General features: G+C 50.0%; 20 protein-coding genes and 1 riboswitch. Of the genes, 2 read left to right on the forward strand and 18 right to left on the reverse strand.

The genetic code is table 11. The annotated features are described in order from the left end of the window. Positions 1 to 48 precede the first annotated feature (48 nt). From fliJ to HER31_RS11050, 18 genes are all read right to left on the reverse strand, one after another. On the reverse strand, positions 49 to 492 hold the full coding sequence (gene fliJ, locus HER31_RS10960) for a flagellar export protein FliJ (protein WP_168660613.1): 444 nt from the start codon (positions 490 to 492) through the stop codon (positions 49 to 51). 4 nt (positions 493 to 496) lie between these two features. Continuing rightward, positions 497 to 1,858 (reverse strand): flagellar protein export ATPase FliI, encoded by a 1,362-nt coding sequence (gene fliI, locus HER31_RS10965; RefSeq protein ID WP_420810999.1) that lies wholly within the window; start codon positions 1,856 to 1,858, stop codon positions 497 to 499. Continuing rightward, positions 1,821 to 2,726 carry a flagellar assembly protein FliH gene (locus HER31_RS10970; RefSeq protein ID WP_168660614.1) on the reverse strand — a complete coding sequence of 302 codons (906 nt, stop codon included), beginning with the start codon at positions 2,724 to 2,726 and terminating at the stop codon, positions 1,821 to 1,823. The genes fliI and HER31_RS10970 overlap by 38 nt, the downstream gene beginning before the upstream one ends. A gap of 15 nt (positions 2,727 to 2,741) precedes the next feature. After that, positions 2,742 to 3,779 (reverse strand): flagellar motor switch protein FliG, encoded by a 1,038-nt coding sequence (gene fliG, locus HER31_RS10975; RefSeq protein WP_168660615.1) that lies wholly within the window; start codon positions 3,777 to 3,779, stop codon positions 2,742 to 2,744. Continuing rightward, positions 3,772 to 5,493 (reverse strand): flagellar basal-body MS-ring/collar protein FliF, encoded by a 1,722-nt coding sequence (fliF, locus tag HER31_RS10980; protein ID WP_168660616.1) that lies wholly within the window; start codon positions 5,491 to 5,493, stop codon positions 3,772 to 3,774. The genes fliG and fliF overlap by 8 nt, the downstream gene beginning before the upstream one ends. A gap of 26 nt (positions 5,494 to 5,519) precedes the next feature. Beyond that, positions 5,520 to 5,840 (reverse strand): flagellar hook-basal body complex protein FliE, encoded by a 321-nt coding sequence (gene fliE / locus HER31_RS10985; protein WP_168660617.1) that lies wholly within the window; start codon positions 5,838 to 5,840, stop codon positions 5,520 to 5,522. Positions 5,841 to 5,938: 98 nt separating this feature from the next. Next, positions 5,939 to 7,312, reverse strand: a complete 1,374-nt coding sequence (locus tag HER31_RS10990) for a sigma-54-dependent transcriptional regulator (RefSeq protein ID WP_168660618.1) — start codon at positions 7,310 to 7,312, stop codon at positions 5,939 to 5,941. Continuing rightward, positions 7,309 to 8,322: a sensor histidine kinase gene (locus HER31_RS10995; RefSeq protein WP_238786812.1), complete on the reverse strand. Its 1,014-nt coding sequence runs from the start codon at positions 8,320 to 8,322 to the stop codon at positions 7,309 to 7,311. The genes HER31_RS10990 and HER31_RS10995 overlap by 4 nt, the downstream gene beginning before the upstream one ends. A gap of 133 nt (positions 8,323 to 8,455) precedes the next feature. Beyond that, on the reverse strand, positions 8,456 to 9,889 hold the full coding sequence (locus HER31_RS11000; protein ID WP_168660619.1) for a sigma-54 dependent transcriptional regulator: 1,434 nt from the start codon (positions 9,887 to 9,889) through the stop codon (positions 8,456 to 8,458). Between the two features lie 253 nt (positions 9,890 to 10,142). Then, positions 10,143 to 10,544: a flagellar export chaperone FliS gene (gene fliS / locus HER31_RS11005; protein ID WP_168660620.1), complete on the reverse strand. Its 402-nt coding sequence runs from the start codon at positions 10,542 to 10,544 to the stop codon at positions 10,143 to 10,145. Beyond that, entirely contained in the window at positions 10,544 to 10,885 is a 342-nt protein-coding gene (locus tag HER31_RS11010) for a hypothetical protein (RefSeq protein ID WP_168660621.1), read from the reverse strand. The genes fliS and HER31_RS11010 overlap by 1 nt, the downstream gene beginning before the upstream one ends. Beyond that, complete coding sequence (gene fliD, locus HER31_RS11015; RefSeq protein ID WP_168660622.1) at positions 10,886 to 12,256, reverse strand: flagellar filament capping protein FliD; 1,371 nt, start codon at positions 12,254 to 12,256, stop codon at positions 10,886 to 10,888. 9 nt (positions 12,257 to 12,265) lie between these two features. Further along, the gene (locus HER31_RS11020) at positions 12,266 to 12,685 is read right to left on the reverse strand and encodes a flagellar protein FlaG (RefSeq protein ID WP_168660623.1); all 420 of its coding nucleotides are present in this window, start codon (positions 12,683 to 12,685) and stop codon (positions 12,266 to 12,268) included. Between the two features lie 964 nt (positions 12,686 to 13,649). Next, positions 13,650 to 14,807 (reverse strand): flagellin, encoded by a 1,158-nt coding sequence (locus HER31_RS11025; protein WP_168660624.1) that lies wholly within the window; start codon positions 14,805 to 14,807, stop codon positions 13,650 to 13,652. 1,304 nt (positions 14,808 to 16,111) lie between these two features. Further along, positions 16,112 to 16,684, reverse strand: coding sequence for a thymidine kinase (locus HER31_RS11030; protein WP_168660625.1), 573 nt, complete (start codon positions 16,682 to 16,684; stop codon positions 16,112 to 16,114). Between the two features lie 102 nt (positions 16,685 to 16,786). Next, positions 16,787 to 18,340 (reverse strand): Na+/H+ antiporter NhaC family protein, encoded by a 1,554-nt coding sequence (locus HER31_RS11035; protein WP_168660626.1) that lies wholly within the window; start codon positions 18,338 to 18,340, stop codon positions 16,787 to 16,789. 96 nt (positions 18,341 to 18,436) lie between these two features. Further along, positions 18,437 to 18,633: riboswitch (Lysine riboswitch) on the reverse strand. 104 nt (positions 18,634 to 18,737) lie between these two features. Further along, positions 18,738 to 19,634: an electron transfer flavoprotein subunit alpha/FixB family protein gene (locus HER31_RS11045; RefSeq protein ID WP_168660628.1), complete on the reverse strand. Its 897-nt coding sequence runs from the start codon at positions 19,632 to 19,634 to the stop codon at positions 18,738 to 18,740. Continuing rightward, a complete protein-coding gene (locus HER31_RS11050; protein ID WP_168660629.1) occupies positions 19,631 to 20,347 on the reverse strand; it encodes an electron transfer flavoprotein subunit beta/FixA family protein in 717 nt (238 codons plus the stop codon). The genes HER31_RS11045 and HER31_RS11050 overlap by 4 nt, the downstream gene beginning before the upstream one ends. A gap of 310 nt (positions 20,348 to 20,657) precedes the next feature. On the opposite strand from HER31_RS11050, the gene HER31_RS11055 reads away from it, so the two are divergent. Both HER31_RS11055 and HER31_RS11060 read left to right on the forward strand, forming a co-directional pair. Continuing rightward, entirely contained in the window at positions 20,658 to 21,050 is a 393-nt protein-coding gene (locus HER31_RS11055; RefSeq protein WP_168660630.1) for an H-NS histone family protein, read from the forward strand. A gap of 156 nt (positions 21,051 to 21,206) precedes the next feature. After that, the gene (locus HER31_RS11060) at positions 21,207 to 24,230 is read left to right on the forward strand and encodes an amidohydrolase family protein (RefSeq protein ID WP_168660631.1); all 3,024 of its coding nucleotides are present in this window, start codon (positions 21,207 to 21,209) and stop codon (positions 24,228 to 24,230) included. Positions 24,231 to 24,234: the final 4 nt, after the last annotated feature.

Below are 24,234 nucleotides of genomic sequence, written 5' to 3' on the forward strand. Positions count from 1 at the left end.
ACGGTCTCTATTGCAGAAACTTAGCAAGATATAGGCCACAAAGTGACTTTATCGTTGCCGGCGCAGGTATTGTTGGGTTGAAAATTCATCCAAAGCGCTTTGTTCTCGCTTGGCTTCCGCACTGCGACGCTGCTGCTCAGCGTTGTCGATCAGCAATTGTAAGGCCTGCTGCCGCTGTTTGGCTTGCTGCCAGTCCTGCTGCTTTTGTTGCACTGCTTCCTGCGCCTGCCGTTGCTTGGCCACATGCTGGGTAATGGTGCTATCAAGCTTACTAATATAGAAATGAAACTGCTGGTATTCTGACGCCTGCAAGGTGCCGCCCTTTTTATTTTGGGCTTGTTTAATATAGTCCCAGCGGTAGTTTTGTAATTGCTGCATCTGTTGCTGTAAGGCATCAACGGTACTGCGTGCCTGTCTAAGCGCTAGATTAGCTTGCTCCAGCTGCTTATCTACCATAACCAACACTTTGCCCAGTTGCTTCGGATCGGCCATTTAATTACACCTTACACTGGGCGGCGATACGGGCCATCTGCTCTAAGCTGAGCTGAAAGTTTATCGGCGAACGCATCTCTTGTTGCAGGAACTTAGCTAATACAGGTTGCATGGTAATCGCTTTGTCTACCATGGGGTCAGCACCCTTGCTGTAGGCACCGATTGCAATCAGATCTTGATTCTGACGATAAGCCGACCATAACCGCTTTATGTTTTGCGCCGCGCCCAGATGAGCAGGTTCAGTTACCTGCGGCATCACTCGACTGATGGAGGCTTCAATGTCGATAGCCGGATAGTGGCCACTTTCCGCCAAGGCACGGCTTAACACAATGTGGCCATCCAAAATGGCACGGGCACTATCAGCGATTGGGTCTTGTTGGTCGTCCCCCTCGGTCAACACCGTATAGAAAGCAGTAATGCTGCCCTGCCCTTCACCACCGTTACCGGCCCGCTCTACTAATTTGGGTAACTTAGCAAACACCGATGGCGGATAACCTTTGGTTGCAGGTGGCTCGCCAATCGCTAGTGCAATCTCCCGCTGAGCTTGGGCATAACGAGTGAGCGAGTCCATCAACAGCAGCACATTCTTACCGCTATCGCGGAAGTATTCGGCAATGCGGGTTGAGGTTTCACAGGCCCTTAAACGCATCAACGGACTGGTGTCTGCCGGTGCCGCAATCACCACCGACCGAGCGCGCCCTTCAGGCCCTAAGATCTCTTCAATAAACTCTTTTACTTCGCGACCACGCTCACCGACCAGCCCAACCACGATCACGTCGGCGTTGGTGCCTCGAGTCATCATCCCTAGCAGAACCGATTTGCCTACACCTGAACCGGCCATCAACCCCATTCGTTGGCCCACACCGACGGTAAGCATGCCATTGATAGCGCGTACACCAACATCAATAGGGTGTGCTACCGGGCGGCGAGCCATCGGATTAAGTAAAGGTGGGTGCGGATCGATGGTTTCTCTAGATAGTAGCGGCCCAAGGCCATCCAAAGGGTTGCCGTTACCATCAAGCACACGCCCAAGTAGCTCTGGTCCGCCCTGCAGACTTTGGCGTTGCCCCAGTGGCGTAACCCGCGCACCTGGTAGCACCCCTTTTAATTCATCCACCGGCATTAGATAAAGGATCTGATCATCGAAGCCAACCACTTCTGCGGTTAGTTCACCGGCTTCGGTTTCAATCAAACAAAGTGAACCCACCGGCGCCCGGCACCCCACCGCTTCGAGGGTCAGTCCGACTACCCGTAATAGCTGGCCAGAAGCGACCACAGCAGAACTGTGTACCTGCTGTTGCCATGCATTAACGCGCATGCTGAGGCGACTACTCCGGCGCTGTTTCAGCTCCATTGCCGTTGGCATCGGTGTCATCCTCAGAGGTTGGTGAAGAAGGGGATGGAAGATCTGCCGCTGACTGCGTCATATCATTGACGCCATCAGCAATTTCAACTGGCGGGTGTTGTGGTTCATTAACATCAGCCCGAGGCTGACTAGCAAACTGTTCTAACACTTTGTGCAGGCGCTCTTCGCTAAGCAAAGAGACCTGACTGCGTTCGGTATTGATCTGCAACGAGCCTTTACTCAGACTGGGCTCCAATTGCAGCTGCCAATTTCGCTTCGCTAGCTCGTCGGCACCATAGCTTTGTTCAATCAATTGATGGTCTTCACTGCTGGCACATATCTGTACCTGTTGCCGCTGTTGCGGTAATGCAGCAATACCAGCTTGAAGTGCGTGCAACACTGCGGCTTCTGAGGTTTTTAACTCAACCTGAACCACCGCTTGGGCTAGTTTCATCGCCAAGGTAACCAGTTCTTGCTCTACCTGGTTATCCACCGCATTGAGGGGTTCTATCAATTCGTTTAATAGATTGTCCCATTGCAAGCAGCGCTGCTGGATCTCTTGCTCACCCGCTTCAATACCTTGGCTACGACCTTGTTCCAAACCCTCTTGTAAGCCTTGGTCGGCACCGCTTAAGCGACCTTCCGCTAACCCTTTATCGAGGCCTTCTTGTTTACCTTGGTCGAAACCCTCTTGCCAAGCCTGCTGTTGAATCGCTTCGAGCTCTTCCAGCGTGGGCGGCTCTGGCAGCTCACATGCAACCTCCGCCGCAGCCTTTTGGCTGGCACTGCTGCCATGAATGGCATGTTGGTCGTTAGTAACCGGCGTATCAAAATCTTCAAGCTGCCAATCTTCGACTTGGGCAGGGTTGATGTAACCGAGGCGGCTCACGGGCGAATTCATAGCTTATAAGAACTCTTCGCCACCGCCGCCGCCCAGCATAATTTCGCCGGCATCGGCCAAACGGCGTGCAACCGTAAGGATCTCTTTCTGGGCAGCTTCCACTTCGGACAACCGGATTGGCCCCATCGCTTCGAGGTCGTCTTTGATTAAGTCGGCCTGACGCTTGGACATATTGCCCAAGATCTTGCCCTGCAAATCGTTGTCTGCACCCTTCAATGCCGGTAACAATATATCCGCTTGAACATCGCGCAAAATGGCCTGAATAGCTCGGTCGTCGACCTCTTTGAGATTGTCGAATACAAACATCAGATCTTGAATATTTTGCGTTAGCTCTTCGTCGATCTCGCGTAACTGATCCATCAGCAACGCTTCAGTACCGGTATCCATGTAGTTCATGATATCGGCAGCGGCCTTGAGACCGCCCATTTTGGCCGCTTGCGCACCGGATTGGCCAGCAAACTGCTTCTCCATGATGTCGTTCAACTCTTGCAGTGCCGCCGGTTGAACCTCTTCCAAGTTGGAAACCCGCATCATCAAATCAAGACGAACTCGTTCGCTAAACTGACTTAAAATTTGTGCCGCTTGATCAGCCTCAAGGTACGACAACACAATAGTTTGGATCTGCGGGTGTTCGTTCTGAATGATGTTGGCAACCTGACGTGCATCCATCCACTTCAACGACTCAAGCCCGGTTGAGCCACTACCCATCACAATCTGATCGATCAAGTTGCCGGCTTTATCTTCACCCAAAGCTTGGGTTAAAGCTTTACGCACAAAATCTTGGCTGTTAAGACCGATGGAACTAAAGCGTTGGATCTCTTCAAGGAACAAGCGATGAACCGAAACAACTTTATCTTGCACAAAGTCCTGCATACCAGCCATCACTGTACCGACCTTCTGCACCTGCTTTGGCTCAAGGTTTTTAAGCACCTGAGCGGCATCGGCTTCGCTTAAGCTCAGCAGCAAGATGGCCGTTTTTTCGGCGCCGCTGAGGGTAGATACGTCATATCGCGCACCTGTTTCTGCTGAGGGATTAGGCATCGTCTTCTAACCAACTTTTAATCACACGGGTCGACAGCTCAGGTTCATTAGCCACAAGGGCTCGGATAGCCCGCAACATATCGTCGTCTTTACGCAGATCAGGCAACATAATCGAGCCATCATCCGCATAGCCATAATCCGATGCGTCGTTACCAGCACCACCAATAATATCGGTCGAGAATTGATCCTCAAGATCCGCTAATTCATTTCCAGCGTTAGCCTGTTCAATCTCGGCCTGTACCTGCTCAGGGAACAGCAGCTTCTTAACCATCGGACGAACAACAACCAGCAATAACACCAGCAACACGATACCACCAAGGGTCAGCCTCACCGCGCGCCAGAACCACGGCTGTTCAACTAATGTCGCTTCCTCCAGCTCAGGCATTAACTCTTGAGCAAATGGGACAGAAACCACTTCCAATACATCACCACGGCTACCATCAAAACCGATACTGCCTGCCAGCAACCGTTCAATCGCTTTCAGCTCAGCTTCGCTGCGAGGCTCCATCGTTACCGAGCCATCGGCTGCCGTAGAAGGACGATAATCCACCGCCACTGACATGGTCACCCGCTGAACCGTACCAATTTGGCTACGGGTATGGCTGATGGTGCTATCTAATTCATAGTTGCGAGTCGCTTCACTGCGGCTACGGCCGTTGGCGACGCTTTCAGTTTGAGCGGCGCCATTCACCTGTTGTGGAATATCTGATTCGAGCGGCGGCTGGTTGGTCAAGGCACCTGGGATCCCCATTGAGCCTTTGCCGTTTTGATTGTCCTCAATCAGCATCTCACTGCGGATTACGGTATCAGGGGCATAACTGCGGGTTGTCTTCTCGTTGGCGGAAAAGTCCATATCAACCGCGACCTGAGCGGTAAATTGGCCTAGGCCAAGAACGGGGATAAGCAGTGAATCGATCTTATTAAGGTAAAGCTGCTCCTGCTTTATTTGCAGTTCGAGCTCTCGTCGACCCTGAGCCGTCACGCTATTTTGCGAACCAGAGTGCAACAAGCGACCATGTTGATCGGTCACGGTAACCTTCTCGGTTTGCAACCCATGCACCGCTGAACCAACAATATCGACAATGGCGTCCACTTCGCTCTGCTTCAGCTCAGTACCACGGCCTAGGGTTACCACAACCGTCGCGCTTGGTTGCTGACGCTTACGGGCAAATACGTTGTGCTTCGGTAACGCCAAGATAACCCGAGCTCGGTTAACACTGCGTAGCTCACTAATAGCACTCGCCAAGCTCTCTTCTTGGCTTTTTTTCAGTCGTGCCTGTTCCAACCGTTGGCTTACGCCAAAGCCGCTGTCTTGATTAAGGAAGTCTTGCTGTTGTCGACCTGGACCTAATCCAGCGCGGGTTAACTGCAGCTTAATATCGGCAATATCCTCTTCCGGGAATGAGAGCACATTGCCTTGCAATTTATAATCAATCTGTTGTTTATCGAGAAAATCGAGGGTTTCAACCAACTCCGCGGTTTCCATCTCAGCGATAGGGCGGTAGTTGGGCTCTTGCGCCCACAGCATCACCAATACTGCGAGCGCCAATGAGATAGCCAGTGCCAGCACTAAGCTAATTTGGCGTAGGACGTCGACATTACCCACTGACGAGAGTGGACTGGATTGATTCTCTTCGATCTGGTCGCCATTAGCAGACGTCGCCGGAGTTTGTCCGCCGTTACCCGATACCGCTAATTCAGTTGATGCAGCCATGTTGTCTACCTAGATACCTCAGCCGATTAAACCGGCATGCTCATAATTTCTTTGTAGGAATCAACAAGTTTGTTGCGCACCTGTATCGTTGCTTCGAAAGCTACACTGGACTTCTCTTTCGCTATCATGGTGTCGCTCAAGGTGACAGTGCTGTCGCCCATTTCAAATCGGGTTGCCAAATCACTGGAGGATTTTTGCAGATGATTAACGTGATTGATGGCGTTAGTCAGTAGATCGTCAAAATTACTGCCACTGGTTGCGGTAGGCGTCAAGTTACCTGGCGATGCCCCCGCCTCTACAGCCATGGTATTCATCTCAGCCAAAAGTGATTGATTACTGATCTGCATCGTTAAAAATCCTTGTCGAAAATATGACGCCTTGGTCACTTGTTTCTTTTAATGCAATAATCGCACCATTTTACGTTAACTAATGTTCAAAGTGTTAACTAAGCGGGAATTTCGTAGCCTTCGTCGCGCATTTTGGCCATTTTGTAGCGCAGTGTGCGTGGGCTCAACCCTAGCTTTTCAGCCACACCTTTGCGGCTACCACCAAGTGTTTTAAGGGCATCTTGAATAATCTGAAACTCTTGATGCTTAAGATCGCTACTGAGATCCTTAGCCTGAGTAGCAACGCGAGGGGCTTCAACCATCGCTTCAGCGGCAATAGGGTTGTTCACAATCGGTGAAGAGAACGCTTCACCATCGATAAACAGATCCGCTGCAGTCAGCCTTTCGCCATTGCATAAGATCATCGCTCGTTGCATCACATTATCCAACTCACGAACGTTACCAGGCCAGCTGTGGCAGGATAGGCGCTCAACCGCACAAGCGGCGATAATAGGTTGTGGCAAGCCGCTGCGGCTGGCGTGGCGGCCCAATAAATGATTTGCCAGCGGCAAGATATCACCGCTACGTTGCGCCAGCGATGGCCAAGTAAGTGGAAATACGTTTAAACGATAATAGAGGTCTTCACGGAAGCGCCCTTGTTCAACAGCTAAGCGTAAATCGCGATTTGAGGTGGCCAATACGCGTACATCTAAACGAATAGTCTTGCGCGAACCAAGGCGTTCCACCTCGCGCTCTTGCAACACCCGCAACAGCTTCGCTTGTAAGTTGAGATCCATCTCGGTGATCTCATCCAACAAGATGGTTCCACCCTGAGCCTGTTCAAATTTGCCCGGGCACGCTTGCACCGCTCCAGTAAAGGCACCTTTGTCATAGCCAAAAAGGGTGGCTTCTAACATATTATCGGGAATAGCCGCGCAATTGATGGCAACAAATGCTGCACCGCTTCGCTTAGAGCGATTGTGAATGTACCGTGCGAGCACTTCTTTGCCGGAGCCGCTCGGCCCCAACACCATCACTGAAGCGTCTGATTGAGCCACTCGAGCCGCCAGGGTCAGCAGTTGCTTAGAGCTGGGATCTCCCACAACCGGCTGATCAGTTTCAACCGGTTGGGCGCGCATGTAACGGCTAATTTGATCAAGTAACACCTGCGGGGCAAACGGCTTAGAGAGATAATCGGTCGCGCCGTAACGCATCGCTTCAACCGCAGCGTCAATACTGCCATAGGCGGTCATCAACAAAATCGGCAACTGACAATCTTTCGCGCGCAGATTTTTTAGCAAGGTAAGGCCGTCCATACCAGCCATCTGCACGTCACTAATCACCATATCAATAGGGTTTTGATTTAGCTGCACTAACGCAGAGGCGCCATCACTGGCCTCGATACAGCGAAAGCCACCAAGCAATAACGTATCCACTAGGGCTTCGCGTAAACCCAGATCGTCTTCAACCACGAGGATGGTTCCATTACTCATCGCGATGTTCCTTGTTCAAAACGCGGCAATACCACGGTAAAACAGCTGCCTTGCCCAAGAGCAGAGGTCACTTCCAGTCGCCCCCCGTGATTACTGCAAACGCTCGCAACCACAGAAAGTCCCAACCCAGTGCCGTTTGGCTTGGTGGTATAGAACGGACTTAGAATTCGCTGTTGCACCGCATCATCCATGCCGCTGCCATTATCTAAAATACGGATCTTAACGAAGTGTTGGCACTGCTCGACTTGCAATTGCAGCGCCGTCGCGCCAGCTTCAAGGGCATTAATGACCAGATTCTGTAAGGCGCTGTTTAGGGTTTCAATATTGGCGCTTATCTTTCCCGGCAGTTGAGGCGGCGCTAGCCATGTTGCCCCCTTCTGCAATAACTGAGCCTCACAGCTTTGCTGTAATAACTGCACCAATTGCTGTAGTGAAATGGGTTTATTAACGTTGTTTTGATTGCCACCGCGGGCAAACAGTAGCAAGTCATTTACCCGTTGCTCCAACTCCCCTAAACGAGCCATCAGCTTGGTTTGAAAGCGCTCGCGCCCGCGCTCATCGAGATTCCGGTTACCCATATTCGCGGCGTACAACAACGCAGCGGATAGCGGCGTGCGGATCTGATGTGCCAATGACGCGGCCATCTTTCCTAAGGCAGATAAACGCTCAAGGTGGGAGATGTTGTGTTGTAACTGCCGAGTTTCAGTAAGATCGGTGAGCATGATTAATTGGCCAGGCTCCGGATCTAAAGCTCTGGTTGCAAGCTTTACCCGGCGACCATTGTGTAAGGTGATTTCGTGGCCATCATCCCGCTGCGGAGCAAACGCTCGCTTAATCAGCTCGCGCCAGCGCGTACCAATTAACGGTTCACCCAACAACTCGATCGCTTGTGGGTTTGCCTCAATCACAATGCCGCGGCTGTCGAGAACAACGATCCCCGCCGGTAACAGCTGCATCAAGTGGTGCAAGCGGCTACTGGCCTGTTGCTGGGCAGTTATCTGATCGCTCACCGGTTGCTTCCTTAGCCTAGTCAGTCAAAATTTTGCTCTGCCATCAACCCAAGCAAAAAGTGAACCAAGTTAACCCACGATACAAAAAAGCAACGCCTAGGCGTTGCTTTTGGGGTTTAAGCGTAGTTTGTAGCTACTTATTCAAGCCATATTTACGCATTTTCTCTACTAATGTAGTACGGCGCATTCCCAACAGCTCAGCGGCACGAGCGACAACGTTGCCGCCTTGATCGAGCGCCTGACGGATCATGTCGATCTCCAGCTCAGAAAGCATGTCCTTCAGATTGACACCATCTTGAGGCAGCTCATTAGCGAAGCGAGGCTCACTGATTTCAATCGGCTCATCACCACTGAACAGTGCTGCTAGCATATCCCCTTCTTGCTCCTCTTCAGAGGCAGCACTGAGGGGCTCCGGCACATACTCAGACTGATCGCCATAGCGATATTTAAGAGGCAGATCATTCACATCCACCAAACCGCCAGGGCAAAGAATAACCATGCGTTCAACTAAGTTAGATAACTCACGGACGTTACCTGGCCAAGGGTGTTCAACCAATGAAGCCAGTGCGCGACGAGTAAAGCGAACACTGCCTTTACCTTCATTTTCGAGGCGATTAACTAGCTCATTTAGCAACAGTGGTACGTCTTCACGGCGGGAACGTAGCTCCGGCATATCGATTGGAAATACGTTCAAGCGATAATAGAGATCTTCGCGAAACTCACCGTCAGTAATCATCTTTTCAAGATTACGGTGTGTCGCTGCAACAATGCGCACGTTGGCATTAACTTGTTTACTTCCACCAACCCGCTCAAAGCTGCGCTCTTGCAGGAAACGGAGGATCTTGACCTGCATATGCGCTGGCATATCACCAATCTCATCCAAGAACAGTGTGCCGCCATCGGCAAGTTCGAAACGACCTTTACGGGTGCTAATTGCGCCAGTAAACGCGCCTTTCTCGTGGCCAAATAACTCGCTTTCCAACAGTTCAGATGGAATAGCACCGCAATTAACCGGAATAAACGGACCATCGCGTCGATCGGAAATGTAGTGGATGTTACGTGCAACCACCTCTTTTCCGGTACCTGACTCGCCGGTAATCAATACACTGGCATCCGCTTTGGCAACTTGAGAAATAAGCTGACGAACATTCACAAGCGATTCGCTGCTACCAACCAGTGAGCGGAACAACTTAGTATGATGAGCGCAGCTCGATACAGTGCTCCGACGATTCCGACCAAATACCTGACTGTAATGCAGTAATTGCGTCACTACTTCATAGCTAAATGGCTCATTCATTTCACCAAGTACATTGGGGTAAGCTAACTTAGCGGAACCAATGGTGATAAAGGCTTGGCGATTATGCTTGTGGATAATTGCAGCGATAGAGTCGGAGATGAGATCGCACGCAATCAACACCACACGGTATCGATTGGTGCATAGCAACTGACTAAGTTGGTCTAGGGAAATCGGTTCAACTTGCTCGCCAATGAAGCGAAACAAAAGGCTTAGCTTTTGACTTCGCTCTGGATCGTTGTCGACAAGCAATATTTGTTGATCAGTTTGCATTAGTTAAGACGAGCTCTTCGGCTGTTATGATAAGAACCAATATACCTACGACAGTAAAACCCTTTTCTACTGCACCTCGGCTAAATTACCAGTCATTCTAACTTCCGCCAAGAAGATAACGCTCGACTGTTGGATATATGCTCAAAAAAGTAGAACAACGCCCAAATATTGACGCTGAACAAAAAAAACGAAGCAATTAAGAACAGTTTGTTTCGCATGCTTCGTTTCTGTGAGCTTCATCAACGGTTATGGTCTAACTAACTTTGTCCATTTGATGGAATTCAGGCGGAATCGCGTCCCAGCCCTCCTTAATGGTGCGCAGTAAGCTTACTACCTCTAATAAAGCCTCAGTATCATTATTAACATTGGCAAAGCTTAATCGACGCGTCGCATAGGCATAGATAGCAGACAAATTGTCGGAAATCTCACCGCCTTTATCGTGATCAAGCGCTGCTTGTAGATGAGCAATAATCTCAATAGAGCGACCAATCAGTTCGCCTTTCTTAGCAGTGTCGTTTTGCTCTATCGCCAACTTAGCGCGCAAAGATTTTTCCATCGCGCCTGCAAGTAGCATCTGGACAATCTTGTGCGGGCTAGCTTCAGCGGCTTGGGCACCAATGTTAACCTTATTGTAAGCCTTTAATGAGCCTCTCATTACCCTCTCCCCGCTTCTATTTGTTTATATCGATTTACTTGTTGGCGACCTTTTTTATAGCCACCTAGTTGTTGTTTGGCTTTGTCTTTCAGAGCAACTGCCCGCTGCGCTATCTGCTTGGTAGTGGCGACTGCTTGCTCTAACCACTGGCGGTCACTGCCTAAAGGCGTTACCAATAGCGCCGCCAAACAGCTTTGGCGCTGATCTAATAACGGCTGCAGCTGGGAAAATGGCAGCTCTTCTTGATTCGAAGCGTTGTCTTGGTTGGTTTCTAGTAACGACAATAATTTTTCAATCTGCTTATCAAGCGCAGCAAATTGTTCAGCATTTACTTGGGTCATCTACGAAGAGGTACCTAGGTTGGCTAACAGTGAATCCAATTGGGCATAGATGGAATACACCGCTGAATCCATAGCGTTGTATTGGTCAAACAAGCGGTCTTCATATGAGGCTTCTTGAATAAGCAAATCGGCTTGGTCATCTTCAAGGCCATCGATCTGACTCTCGTATGAACTGGTTTTGGTTTCAAACAACCCGTCGCTTTCCAGGTAATATTCTAGATTTTCATCCAATACATAGGCTAAACCGGTGTCTTCGGCACTAAACAAGGAGGTTAAACTGCCGACGTCATTCTCAATTGCTTCATCCAGCATGTCCTCATCGATCTCAAGTTTACCGTAAGCATCGAAACTCACCCCAAATTGACTTAGAGAAGCTGATTGCCCATCAAGGTTATATTGATCACCCAAGCTACTGCGCAAGATACTGGTGATGCCACGGGTCATCGAATCCCCTTGCAGGGCTCCAGCGCTCTCCTCCTCAGCATCATACTCAGTGAGATCCGCGATGGTTTCGGCCATGGCATTGTATGCCTCAACAAAATCCTCTATGGCGGTTTTTGTTGTGCCAGTATCCATATCAATGGTGAGCTTCGTGGTTTCGTCTGGATCAGCTTTGGTAAGGTTTAGCGTTAAGCCATTAACGGCATCATCTACTTCATTGCTCGAAGAAGTGATAGTAATACCATCGACCACAATTTCGGAATCTTGAGCTTTAACCAACTCATCCATGGTGCCGAAGGTATCCGTTAAGCCCGTGCCCACCGTATCTGTCGCACTGATGGTCAACTCATTTTCAACGCCGGTCTCATCAGAGGTCATGATCAAACGGGGGCCATCGTCACTGTTAATAATGGTCGCGGTCACGCCGGGGTTATCTTCAGAGCCGTTGATTTTATCGACAATGTCGGCAAGGGTATCGTCAGCGTTAACATCAATGGTTAACTGGGCCTCTGGGTCAGGATCACCATTGTCATCTAATCCGACATTAATTTGCAGCTGCCCTTCACCAACAGTTGCATCAGCATCGGCTACAGCAGCACTACCCAACTTCTGACTTTCCGCCAGTTGATTAACGGTAAGGTTGTAACTGCCTTCGACAGCGTCTGGCGATGCTTCTACGTCAAGATATTCACTTTGACTTAAGCTGGTGGTGCGCTGGCCGAAGGTTTCTGGGTCCTGCAGGGCTTCAAGCGTATCTTGAAACTCGGTCATGCTTGATTTGAGCGTTCCCAAAGCAGATATTTGAGTTTCAAGTTCGGAAACTCTGCCAGTCAGCGCCGTTTTCCGCGGTGAGTAGCTGGCGTCAACCAATGACGTTACGATGCTGTTGATATCGAGCCCGGAGCCCATACCTGTAGACGTTAAACCCATGCTGCCCCCTTACACTTCAGTATTAAACAACAAGCCATTAAGATCGGTCATCTTCATCGCTAGCTTAAGCATCTCTTCGGATGGGATCTGGCGGATGATTTCGTCAGCGGCAATGTCTTTAACCACCACTACGTCGCTACCGGTCGAATCATCAACGTGAAACGACAGTGCCCGTTGATTCTGTTCCATAAACGCTTCAAGCGCTGCAGCCATCTCTTGTAATTGCTCTTTATCAAGCTGTTGTTGTTCAAAATCTTGAACTTTAGCTTCACTGTTGGCAGCAACCTTATCCACCGCAAGTTGTGACTCAATTGCATCGGCATCGGTCTGCTGTTGCGTCGCAAACTGCTTATTCGGCGGCGGATTATTGCCGCTACCGCGAATCTCTGCAATATTTACACCAATTACAGAGGTGATATCTCCATTCATGGTCTCTCTCCCTATACTTCGCCTCAAACCCCAACGTCATTGGTATCAGCACCGCTTCGGTCGGACACGTCCGCCCCTACAAGATGCTCAACGTAGGGGCCATCATGATGGACCTTCGCCAGTGTCCGCCCCTACAAAATGCTCAACGTAGGAGCCATCGTGATGGACCTTCGCCAGTGTCCGCCCAACAAGATACTCAACGTAGGGGCCATCGTGATGGACCTTCGCCAGTGGTAAACCCATCGACAAGCACAAAACCACCGCGCCTCTTGGCATAAACACCCTTCGGTCGGACACATCCGCCCCAACAAAATGCCCAACGTAGGGGCCATCATGATGGACCTTCGCCAGTGTCCGCCCCTACAAGATGTTCAACGTAGGGGCCATCGTGATGGACCTTCGCCAGTGTCCGCCCCTACAAGATGCTCAACGTAGGGGCCATCGTGATGGACCTTCGCCAGTGTCCGCCCCTACAAGATGCTCAACGTAGGGGCCATCATGATGGACCTTCGCCAGTGTCCGCCCCTACAAAATGCTCAACGTAGGAGCCATCGTGATGGACCTTAGCCAGTGTCCGCCCCGACAAGATGCTCAACGTAGGAGCCATCGTGATGGACCTTCGCCAGTGTCCGCCCCGACAAGATGTTCAACGTAGGGTCCATCATGATGGACCTTAGCCAGTGTCCGCCCCTACAAGATGTTCAACGTAGGGGCCATCGCGATGGACCTTCGCCAGTGTCCGCCCCTACAAGATGCTCAACGTAGGGGCCATCATGATGGACCTTCGCCAGTAGTAACCCCATCGACAAGCACAAAACCACCGCGCCTCTTGGCATAAACACCGCGTCGGTCGGACACGTCCGCCCCTACGGTGATACCAAAAAAAACGGTAGAGCCTCTCGACTCTACCGTTCTATCGGCCGCTACAATATAAAGCTTTAGCCTAAATTTTAACTTACCGACTTTACAGCAGTGATAGTGCCGCTGAAGGCAATTGGTTTGCCTGCGCTAACATAGCTGAAGAGGATTGTGACAGTACCTGCTGCTTCGCTAGCTCTGTCGATTCTTTGGCGAAGTCGACATCTTGAATACGGGAGCGTGCATCAGACACGTTGGTTTGGATGTTGCTCAAGTTATTGATGGTGTGTTCCATCCGGTTTTGAGTCGCACCCAGCTCCGAACGCTGTGAATCAATTTGAGAAATTGCTTCATCAATCATAGTGATAGCAGATTGCGCGCCTTGAGTAGTACTAACGTCAATAGTATCAACACTAGAGCTATCATTTGCTCCTAACGTTGGTGCTGCCGTAACGCTAGTTCCTGCAAATACTAAATTGGAATCCGTAGTGCCTGGGTCATCACTATTTTCAATTTGCCCCGACAACACAACATTACCAGATTCATCGACACCGGCAGAGACACCACTATCACCCAAAGCTTTATTCATTGCAGCTGCAATACCACCTGCATCTTCGGCATCAGATAAATCTACTGAGACTGTACTGCCCGCCGAACCATCGCCGCTGGTTAATGTAAATGTCATATCGTCAGCTTTAATCACTGCGTCGATGTTAGCTACTGCTACTGAGGTACCAGAAACACTGCGCCCCTGAGCCAGATGGTCTGCACCCACATCATTCATAGAGAGTTCAATTGTCTCGTTTGCATTAGAGCCAATTTGGAAACTCTGTGTACCGTATGAACCATCGAGTAAACTTTGGCCACCAAACGAAGTAGTGTCAGAGATTCGAGTCAGCTCATCTTGCAAAGAGGTGATCTCTTCTTGAATTGCAGTACGGTCGTCGGCAGAGTTTGAGCCGTTAGCAGACTGTACTGACAGGTCACGCATCCGCTGCAGAATATCAGTTGATTCCTGCATTGCACCTTCGGCTGTTTGCGCCATGGAGATACCATCGTTAGCGTTACGCATCGCTACGTCCATACCACTAATCTGCGAAGAAAGTCGGTTAGAGATCTGCAAGCCAGCCGCATCATCTTTGGCAGAGTTGATACGCAAACCGGAAGACAAACGCTCCATTGAAGTCTGGGTAGCGCTGTTAGCCGAATTTACCGCATTTTGGGACGACATCGCTGTTACGTTGGAGTTTACTGAGATACTCATATTGATTATTCCTTAGGTTGTTATCCATCGGGACCAACTAACGATGCTGCATCCCCGGTACAATCAATATTTCGGCGCCACGACCATTTCCTTTAGTGCTTTTTTTAACTTTTTGTTCTGACTGCCTTTAACGGCACAGAAAAAGCCACTTACAATCAACAACTTAACCTTTGCGCAACATTGCAAAAAATTAAATAACTTAATGACTTTAGAGCGTTCTATCACGATGGTTCCGACGTGAACATCAACATCGTAGGGGCAGACGTGTCTGACCGTTGCCGAGCGCAAATCCAGCTGAGGTGAAGGTTCAAGCTGAGGTGAATACCCAAACTGTGGCGAATACCCAAGCTGTGTCGAAGGTCCATCACGATGGCCCCTACGCAACACCGTAGGGGCAGACGTGTCTGACCGTTGCCGAGCGCAAACCTAGCTGAGGTGAAGGCCCAAGCTGAGGTGAAGGTTCAATCGCGGTGAATACCCAAGCTGTGGCGAAGGTCCATCACGATGGCCCCTACGCAACATCGTAGGGGCAGACGTGTCTGACCGTTGCAGAGAACAAACCCAGCTGCGGTGAAGGTCCAAGCTGTGGCGAATACCCAAGCTGCGGCAAAGGTCCAAGCTGTGGCGAATACCCAAGCTGAGGCGAAGGTCCAAGCTGTGGCGAATACCCAAGCTGTGGCGAAGGTCCATCACGATGGCCCCTACGCAACACCGTAGGGGCAGACGTGTCTGACCGTTGCCGAGCGCAAATCCAGCTGAGGTGAAGGTTCAAGCTGAGGTGAATACCCAAACTGTGGCGAATACCCAAGCTGTGTCGAAGGTCCATCACGATGGCCCCTACGCAACACCGTAGGAGCAGACGTGTCTGACCGTTGCCGAGAACAAACCCAGCTGTGGCGAATACCCAAGCTGTGGCGAATACCCAAGCTGCGGCAAAGGTCCAAGCTGTGGCGAATACCCAAGCTGAGGCGAAGGTCCAAGCTGTGGCGAATACCCAAGCTGTGGCGAAGGTCCATCACGATGGCCCCTACGCAACACCGTAGGGGCAGACGTGTCTGACCGTTGCCGAGCGCAAACCTAGCTGAGGTGAAGGTTCAAGCTGCGATGAAGGTTCAAGCTGAGGCGAATACCCAAGCTGTGGCGAAGGTCCATCACGATGGCCCCTACAAAATATAAAGCAACGCTGAGGCGTTGCTTTATCAGAGCACTAACATGGGGACGCTAGCTATTATTCGAACGCGGCTAACCGACAATCAGCCGATGTGGTTTCGGCATGCCTTTGCGTAACGTCAGCCGCTATGCTTTTAATCCCAAGCTAATTCACGATAATGCTTACGGCACATCGAGACGTAACTGTCGTTACCGCCAATTTGAACCTGCGCTCCGCCACGAACGGCAACGCCGCTTTCATCGAGACGAACCACCATGTTAGCTTTGCGACCGCAGTGGCAGATGGTTTTCAGTTCCACCAATTTGTCTGCCCACGCCAATAGGTATTGAGAGCCTTCAAACAGTTCGCCTAAGAAGTCGGTACGCAAGCCAAAACACAGCACTGGAATATTCAGTACATCGACCACCTTAGTCAGTTGGCGCACCTGTGCTTTGGAGAGGAACTGGCTCTCATCAACCAACACACAGTTGGGTTGTTGCTGCTGATCTTCAATCAACTGACTTAAATCATCGTCGGTTCCAAAGATTAGCGCTTCCGATTCCAGTCCAATCCGCGAGGTAACTTTGCCAACGCCGTAGCGATCGTCTAGGGCTGCAGTTAACACCAAGGCCTTCATCCCGCGCTCATGGTAGTTGTACGCCGATTGCAGCAATGAAGTGGATTTACCGGCATTCATGGCCGAGTAATAGAAATAGAGTTGAGCCAAGGTGTGTCCCCAAATTTGAGTTTGCGAGAGTATAAAAAAAACCGACGGTGGCGACCACCGTCGGTTTAGATATTTGTCGCGTGTTACCGAATTGACGTCAGCTTACTGAGCGATTCGACGCAGTGCAGTGATAGCGACAAACAGCGCTACCGTGCTCGCTGCAAAGCCGAAGGTGGCAGAGCCAGTGATACCAATAACCAGATAACCAACAGAGGCGATAGCTGCTACGGTTAATGCGTACGGTAGCTGAGTGGTAACGTGATCAATGTGGTGACAACCGGCGCCGGTACCAGACAACACGGTGGTGTCGGAGATAGGCGAACAGTGATCGCCAAATACTGCACCGGCTAGAACAGCAGCCATCAACGGCAATAGCATTGCTACGTCAGCGGCCAAGGCAACGTCGGCTGCAATTGGCAGCATGATGGCAAAGGTACCCCAACTTGAGCCGGTAGAGAATGCGGTAACACCAGCCAAGACGAAGATAAGCAATGGCAGCAACCACATTGGCATGCTGGTTTGTACCAGTGACGCTAAGTACTTACCGGTTTCCAAGTCACCAATTACGCCAGCGATGGTCCATGCGAACAGCAGAATATAAACCGCTTCTTTCATCGACGCTGCGCCGCTAAACAGGGCTTTCGCTACGGTAGCAGCAGCTAGGCGCTGGTAGAAGACCACACCGAAGGCAACCGTTAAGCTCACCAAAGAGGCATTAAATAGCGCCATAGTAGTGTCGGTGTTTTCCAGCGCGCCCATTACGGTAAATGGCGTATCGCCAAGGTTGGCAGCACCAGAGGCCAACATAAAGTAAACCGAGGCAACAACCAGTGACAGAATAGGCAGGAACAACCCCCAAACCGAGCCGTTGTCTGCTTCTTGCAAATCATTATCTACGCCTGGTGGATTGCCTTTGCTGGTATCCCACAGTTCGCCGGTAGCTTCAGTACGGGCAACGGCAGCACGCATTGGCCCAAACTGGATGTCAAAGATGATTACGCAGAACAGGGTCGCCAGAGCAAAAATGGCGTACAGGTTCATCGGGATCATCTCAAGGAAGGCGTTCAATGGACCAATATCGGTTATCTCTCGGGCGGCAAATACGGTACCAATCAAGCCAACGATGTAGGCGCCCCATGAGGAGATAGGAGCCATGACACATACCGGAGCCGCAGTGGAATCGACACCGTAAGACAGCTCTTCACGCGAAACCTTATGATCGTCCGCTACTGGCTTGGCAACCGAACCAACAGACAGAGTATTAAAGTAATCATCAATAAAGATAATCATGCCCAGAGCCATAGTCATTAAACGGGCGTGACGCTTGGTTTTAATGCGACGGCGAGCCCACAGAGCAAAGGCACGAGCGGCACCAGAGACGTTAATAAGCGCGATGGTCATACCTAATACCAACAAGAAGCCTAATAATGGCACGTTCCAGGTATCGATACCGTCTTCACCCCAGAATAACCCTTGAACTCGGCCAGCCAGATCGCTGAGCGCTTCCATTGGGGCGAAACCGGTGTGCATTAAAATGCCGACAATGATGCCTAAGCCAAGAGAGAGTAATACTTTGCGGGTAACCACAGCCATAGCAATGGCAACCAGTGGTGGCAGTAGAGCAAAAATCGTGTTGTTAAATTCGTATGAAACCATCTTTATTCTTCATTATTTAAGATGGAGGCACTGAGATCGCCGCAACTAGATGTTGTCGACTGAGGAGAAAAACAAAGAGAATTCTTGTTTCGCCGTTCTTTCAGTAGCGCTCCATAGTTACGGTAAACCTGTCTCTCGACAGAGATAACTATGGCAGTGTTGTACCTATTTGATACAACCCCAGCAGAATGGGATGACGCCCTATTCGCTTCGGCACTGACTCCTTTGGCCCAATATCAACGGTTGTCGACCTTCATTGGGTTACTGATAGGCAGTGCGCCTCTACACAAGTACGTTTTACTTGGTTTGTTACTTAGCGGGTAACGGCGGCATTCAACCATAGCAAACAGCTGTTTGCCTTGAAGATAACGCCATTGTGTGACCGATGTCTCGAACTTTATATGCTTGCGAGCAACTCTGGTAAAACTTTGTCCAACTCACCGGTTAAAGCGTAATCAGCCAGTTGCATCAGCGGTGCGTCTGCATCTTGGTTCACCGCTATCACGGTTTTTGCTTGTTTTATCCCCGCCATATGCTGAGTGGCACCAGAAATGCCTAAACCGATGTAGCGCTCTGGTGCAATTAACTGTCCAGTTTGGCCAACCTGCAGCTCACTCGGCAACCAACCAGAATCGATTACCGGTCGGGTGCCACCAATCGCGGCTTCGAGCTTGTCGGCGAGGGCTTCAACCAATGGCCACAGCTGTTCAGTACAGGCCCCGCGCCCCACGGCAATAACCGTTTTGGCTTCGGTTAATTGTGGCCGCATAGACTGGGACGGTTCAATGGTGCGTTCTACTAATGGAGTTAACTCCGCCACCGATAACCGTTGGTAATCTTTGGCAATGTCACCGGATACGGGGCTAAACCCCTGTGGGCGCACTGTAAATAGTACCGAACTGCCATCACCAACGATGCTTTGCTCAATCGCGCCAGCCCAGCTAGGTCGCGACCATTGCTGCGGCCCTGCAATTGCAGTGACTTCTGAAATCATCGGTAGATCTAGCTGCGCCGCCAGCCTTGGCATCAAATCTCGGCCCCAGTGATCGGTACCAGCGACAATGTGGCTACGCTTTTGGCAATAAGGCAACAACAGCTCACTCAACACCTCTGGGCCTGCCTCAGCTGCAACCGGTAATAACAGCACTTCACCATGTAACGGTTGAATAGGTAACCGATCCGCATCCAGTCCGCACACAATCACATCGAACCCTTGATTGAGTTTGGCTGTTGCCGCCAATAAGCGAGCCCATTCATTGTGATTGTGGCGGTGTAAAATCAACAGCGCGTTCATGCCAACTCTCCTTGCAGCAATACTGTCGCCAATGCCTGAGTGTCGGCTAACTGCTGTCCCAGCCGAACCACTTGATGTCTTTGCTGGGCGACAACCTCAACTGAACCAGACGAAACCACGGCCGGTTCGAGCCGTTCTATTGGCAACCGACGTGCCCTCATCAAGTTAGGTAGGGTGGCAAATCGAGGCGTGGCTAAACGCAGGTCGGCAGTAACCACCGCCGGTAAAGGTGTTTGATAATTACCGCGGCCGCCAGCACATAAACCACTGCCGCTAATGATGTTGCCATCCAGCTGCAGCTGGTCAACTGCAGACAACTGTGGCCAATTAAGCAAACCAGCTAGGCGTTGCCCAACCTGATGGTTATCGCCATCGCCGGATTGCTTGCCTAACAACACCAAATCCACTTTGGTGTGTTCAACCGCTTGCTGCAGTAGTTTGGCAATAACATTACAGTCATCGGTTAGTGTTGGTATTTGCAGAGCATGCTTACAGCCGAGCGCCATTGCAGCACGTAGCCCTTGCTCACTCGGGCTAACGGTCACTGCAACCAATTCGGTCGCTTGCCCCGACTCTAATAATCGTAAGCCTTGCTCTAACGCCACTTCACTAAATGGGTCCAACACAAACTTTGGCTTATTTTCAGCGGATTCCTGCACAGACGACTGCGGCATCAACTCCGGAATCGTCTTTATCGCGACCAATATCTTCATTAACAACTCTAAGTTTCAATAACTTAACGGCATTTTGAGTAGCAAAGTACCCAAAGGGATTGAAATTATTGTCCCACAGTGAAAATTTCAAGCGCAACACAACACCACAAATCACTGATAGAGATCACGTAAATGGTCGAATGGTTTTCAAAAGTGGCTTTTTGATTGAACTAATCAGGGAAAAGCTGAACTGAACATTATTAGAAGCAGAATTATAATGAAGATCAATAATCCTTATTCTTGCTTTTTAGCAAAATAGATTTACTATTTATTTAAGCCATTAAAAAATTTTTCATAAGGGATACATCACATGGTCGAATTTTTAGATGTGTTAACTCACGGTCGTCGTCTTAAAGCACAACTTAAAGGCTTGTCTATTGATGAGCTTAATGAAGTTATCGAAAAGATGCAGGTTATTGCAGCTGAGCGCGAAGAAGAATTACGCGCAGAGAATGAAGCAAACGCAGAGCGCATTGCTAAAATCGAACAGCTACGCAAGTTAATGGCAGAAGATGGCATTAGCTTGGACGATCTAGGTTCTTCTACTGAGGTTAAAGTTCGTAAAAAACGCGCTCCTCGCCCAGCTAAGTACGCTATTGAAGTAGACGGTGAAACCATCACTTGGACTGGCCAAGGCCGTACTCCAAAAGCTATTAAAGAACGCTTAGATGCTGGTGCAAATTTGGACGATTTCCTAATTTAATTAAGCAGCAAATATAAAACGGCCGCATATGCGGCCGTTTTTTGTTACAAATTCATTCATTATTATTGGCAACAACCTTCATCGCGTTGCTTACAAGCTCCTAACCCCAAGGTAACATGCTGTTCATCCTAAGAGTTCTAAAGGACGACAGAATTCATGAAGCATACTTACCTACAGGCCATTGGGCTGCTACTCCCAAGCCTAATTAGCCCCGTTAGCGCCAGCTCAGGGCAATACCAATTAAGCCTAAGTAATAACACACCAACCTTAACTGCATTTACTAATGGCATTCTGGTAACAAAACCCGGGAAATTAGCTAAGAACCGCGTTTTAGTTGTTGAGGGTAATGTCATTACTGCTATTAGCGATGCCATTCCTAAAGGCGCTAAGGTTATCGACCTAAAAGGCCAATACGTTTATGCCGGTTTCATTGATAGCTACGCCCAGTATGGATTAGATTGGGACTATGGTTATAGTGAAGATAAATCACCCCAATACACGGTAGAGCGATACGGTACTCGTTATAAGAATACCGCTGTTCATAGCGACATGATCTGGGCAGATCATTTTAGCCCCGATAGCGAAGATGCCAAAACTTGGCTCAATAATGGTTTCACAAGTGTGCATTCAGCCTGGCAGGATGGAATATTCCAAGGCCAAGGGTTTGTTACCTCACTGGCACAAGGGGATGGCGCATCATTAATTTACAAATCTCAAAGCGGACCTTGGCTATCTTTTAACAAGGGCTCGTCACAACAGGAATATCCCACATCAGTAATGGGGTCTATTGCGCTTATTAGACAAGTATTAGCTGAAGGTCAATGGTATAAACAACAGTTTGGTAAACCTTTGTTACCTTCGGAACAAAGTTTGCTACCACTTACCAACTTCGATCAACAAGCCGCATTCTTTAAAGGAAGTCACCCAGATGACATTATCCGCGCCGCGCATCTGCTTGATAATAATCATGCAATTTTTGTTGGTTCCGGTCTGGAATTTGAGCGTATAGCGCAGCTTAAGCAATTAAACAGCAAATTAATCTTACCGCTAAGTTTCGCTAAGAAACCGGAAATTACATCGGTATATGACCCTCAAGAACTGACCTTAGCCAATATGCGCCACTGGGAACGTAGCCCAAGTAATATTGCCACGGTAGCCAACAACGATATTCCATTTGCCCTAACCATGGATGGTATCGACGGCGAAGACTTTTGGCCTCGGCTCAACAAGGCGATGCGCTATGGTCTGTCTGGCGCAGATGCGCTTGCGGCCCTCACGACAACCCCCGCTCAATTCCTCGGCTTAGAAAGTGAACTCGGGCAGTTAGCACCGGGCTATCGTGCCGATTTAGTTATCAGTAACGGCGACCTATTTGCCGGCGGCACACTTGTGGCAACAGTACTGCAAGGGCAGTGGCATAACATCGGCGACAGCCAATATCAGCGGTACAGCGGTGAATGGCAGCTCCGTTGGTTTGATAACTCTCGCGTGCTTACTCTTACCGAAAAGGATGGCAAGCTCACTGGCAAACTTGGCGTTGATGACGATGCAATTACGTTACAGCAGCTAAACAGCCACACCACTGAGTTATCGTTCCAGTTGCCTGCGACAACATTCGGGCGCCAAGATAACGCCACCGTGACCTTGGTTCCATATGGCCAACAACTGCAAGGCAGCGTCCTATTGGCTAACGGTGAGTCTTGGTCATTAACAGCAGAAAAAACCAAACCGCAACAGCACGAGTTAGCGACGGTCGAGCCGATAAACTTCGTATCAAAACAAACTTTTCCCAATGTCGCTTACGGACACAGCACCCTCCCCCAAGCACAAAATATGCTGATCCGAAATGCAACCGTTTGGACCAGCACCGAACAAGGCAATCTAGCCAATACCGATGTGTTGGTGCGTCACGGTAAGATCGACAAAATTGGCAGCAATCTTAAGCTCCCATCTGGCTATCAGTTAATCGATGGCAGTGGCAAGCACCTTACCGCCGGTATTATTGACGAGCACTCTCACATCGCCATTCATGGCGGGGTCAATGAATTCTCAGACAACAACACCGCTGAAGTGCGGATTGGCGATGTACTTGAACCAAGCGATATCGCTATCTACCGCTCTCTTGCCGGTGGCGTCACCAGCGCCCAACTATTGCATGGCAGCGCTAACCCTATCGGCGGCCAAGCACAGGTAATCAAGCTACGTTGGGGCCAAGACGCCCAAGGATTAGCATTTACCGCTGCTCCGCCGTCGATTAAATTTGCCTTAGGTGAAAACGTCAAACAGAGCAACTGGGGTGACAACTACAACATTCGCTACCCTCAAACTAGGATGGGCGTTGAAGCGATGCTACGTGATGGTTTTCAACAGGCCAGTAACTATCAGCACGAGTTAACCGCATGGGATGGGCTCAGCCGTCGCCAGCAGCGACGCACCATTGCCCCTAAGCCAGATCTGCGACTGCAAACGGTATTGGAAGTACTTAACAGTGAACGCCATATTCATATCCACTCCTACGTCCACACTGAAATGTTGATGATGCTTGGCTTAGCCGATGAGCTGGGCTTTAAGGTGCAAACCTTTACCCACTCACTAGAGGGCTACAAATTGGCGTCAGAGATGGCCGCCGCGGGTACCAGCGCCGCCACCTTCGCCGATTGGTGGGCATATAAGTTTGAGGTGTATGACGCGATTCCGCAAAACGCCTGTGTAATGACCGAGCAAGGCGTTTTAACCAGCATCCACTCCGACAGTAACGATCTGATTCGGCGCCTTAACCAAGAAGCAGCCAAGTCCATCATGTATTGCGGTATGTCAGAACAACAAGCATGGCAAATGGTCACTATTAACCCGGCTAAACAGCTCAAGGTTGATCACCTAGTCGGCTCAATTGAAGCAGGTAAACAGGCGGATTTGGTACTGTGGAGCGCTAATCCGCTGTCGGTTTACGCACGCGCAGAAATCACCTGGATCGATGGCGCTCGTTATTTCTCTATCGAGCAAGACCAGCAACGGCGTCGAGCCATTAACCAAGAGCGACAACAGCTCATCGCTAAGCTACTGCAGGATGATTCCCCTGCCGAGGACGGTGAGCAGTTAACGCCATTGCCAGCATCAACTTGGCACTGCGATACCGTTGGCCAACATAGCCATCAATCACACAGCCACCAGCAACACTAGGAGT

Origin of the sequence: Ferrimonas lipolytica, assembly GCF_012295575.1 — a bacterium.
Classification (GTDB): Bacteria; Pseudomonadota; Gammaproteobacteria; order Enterobacterales; family Shewanellaceae; genus Ferrimonas; species Ferrimonas lipolytica.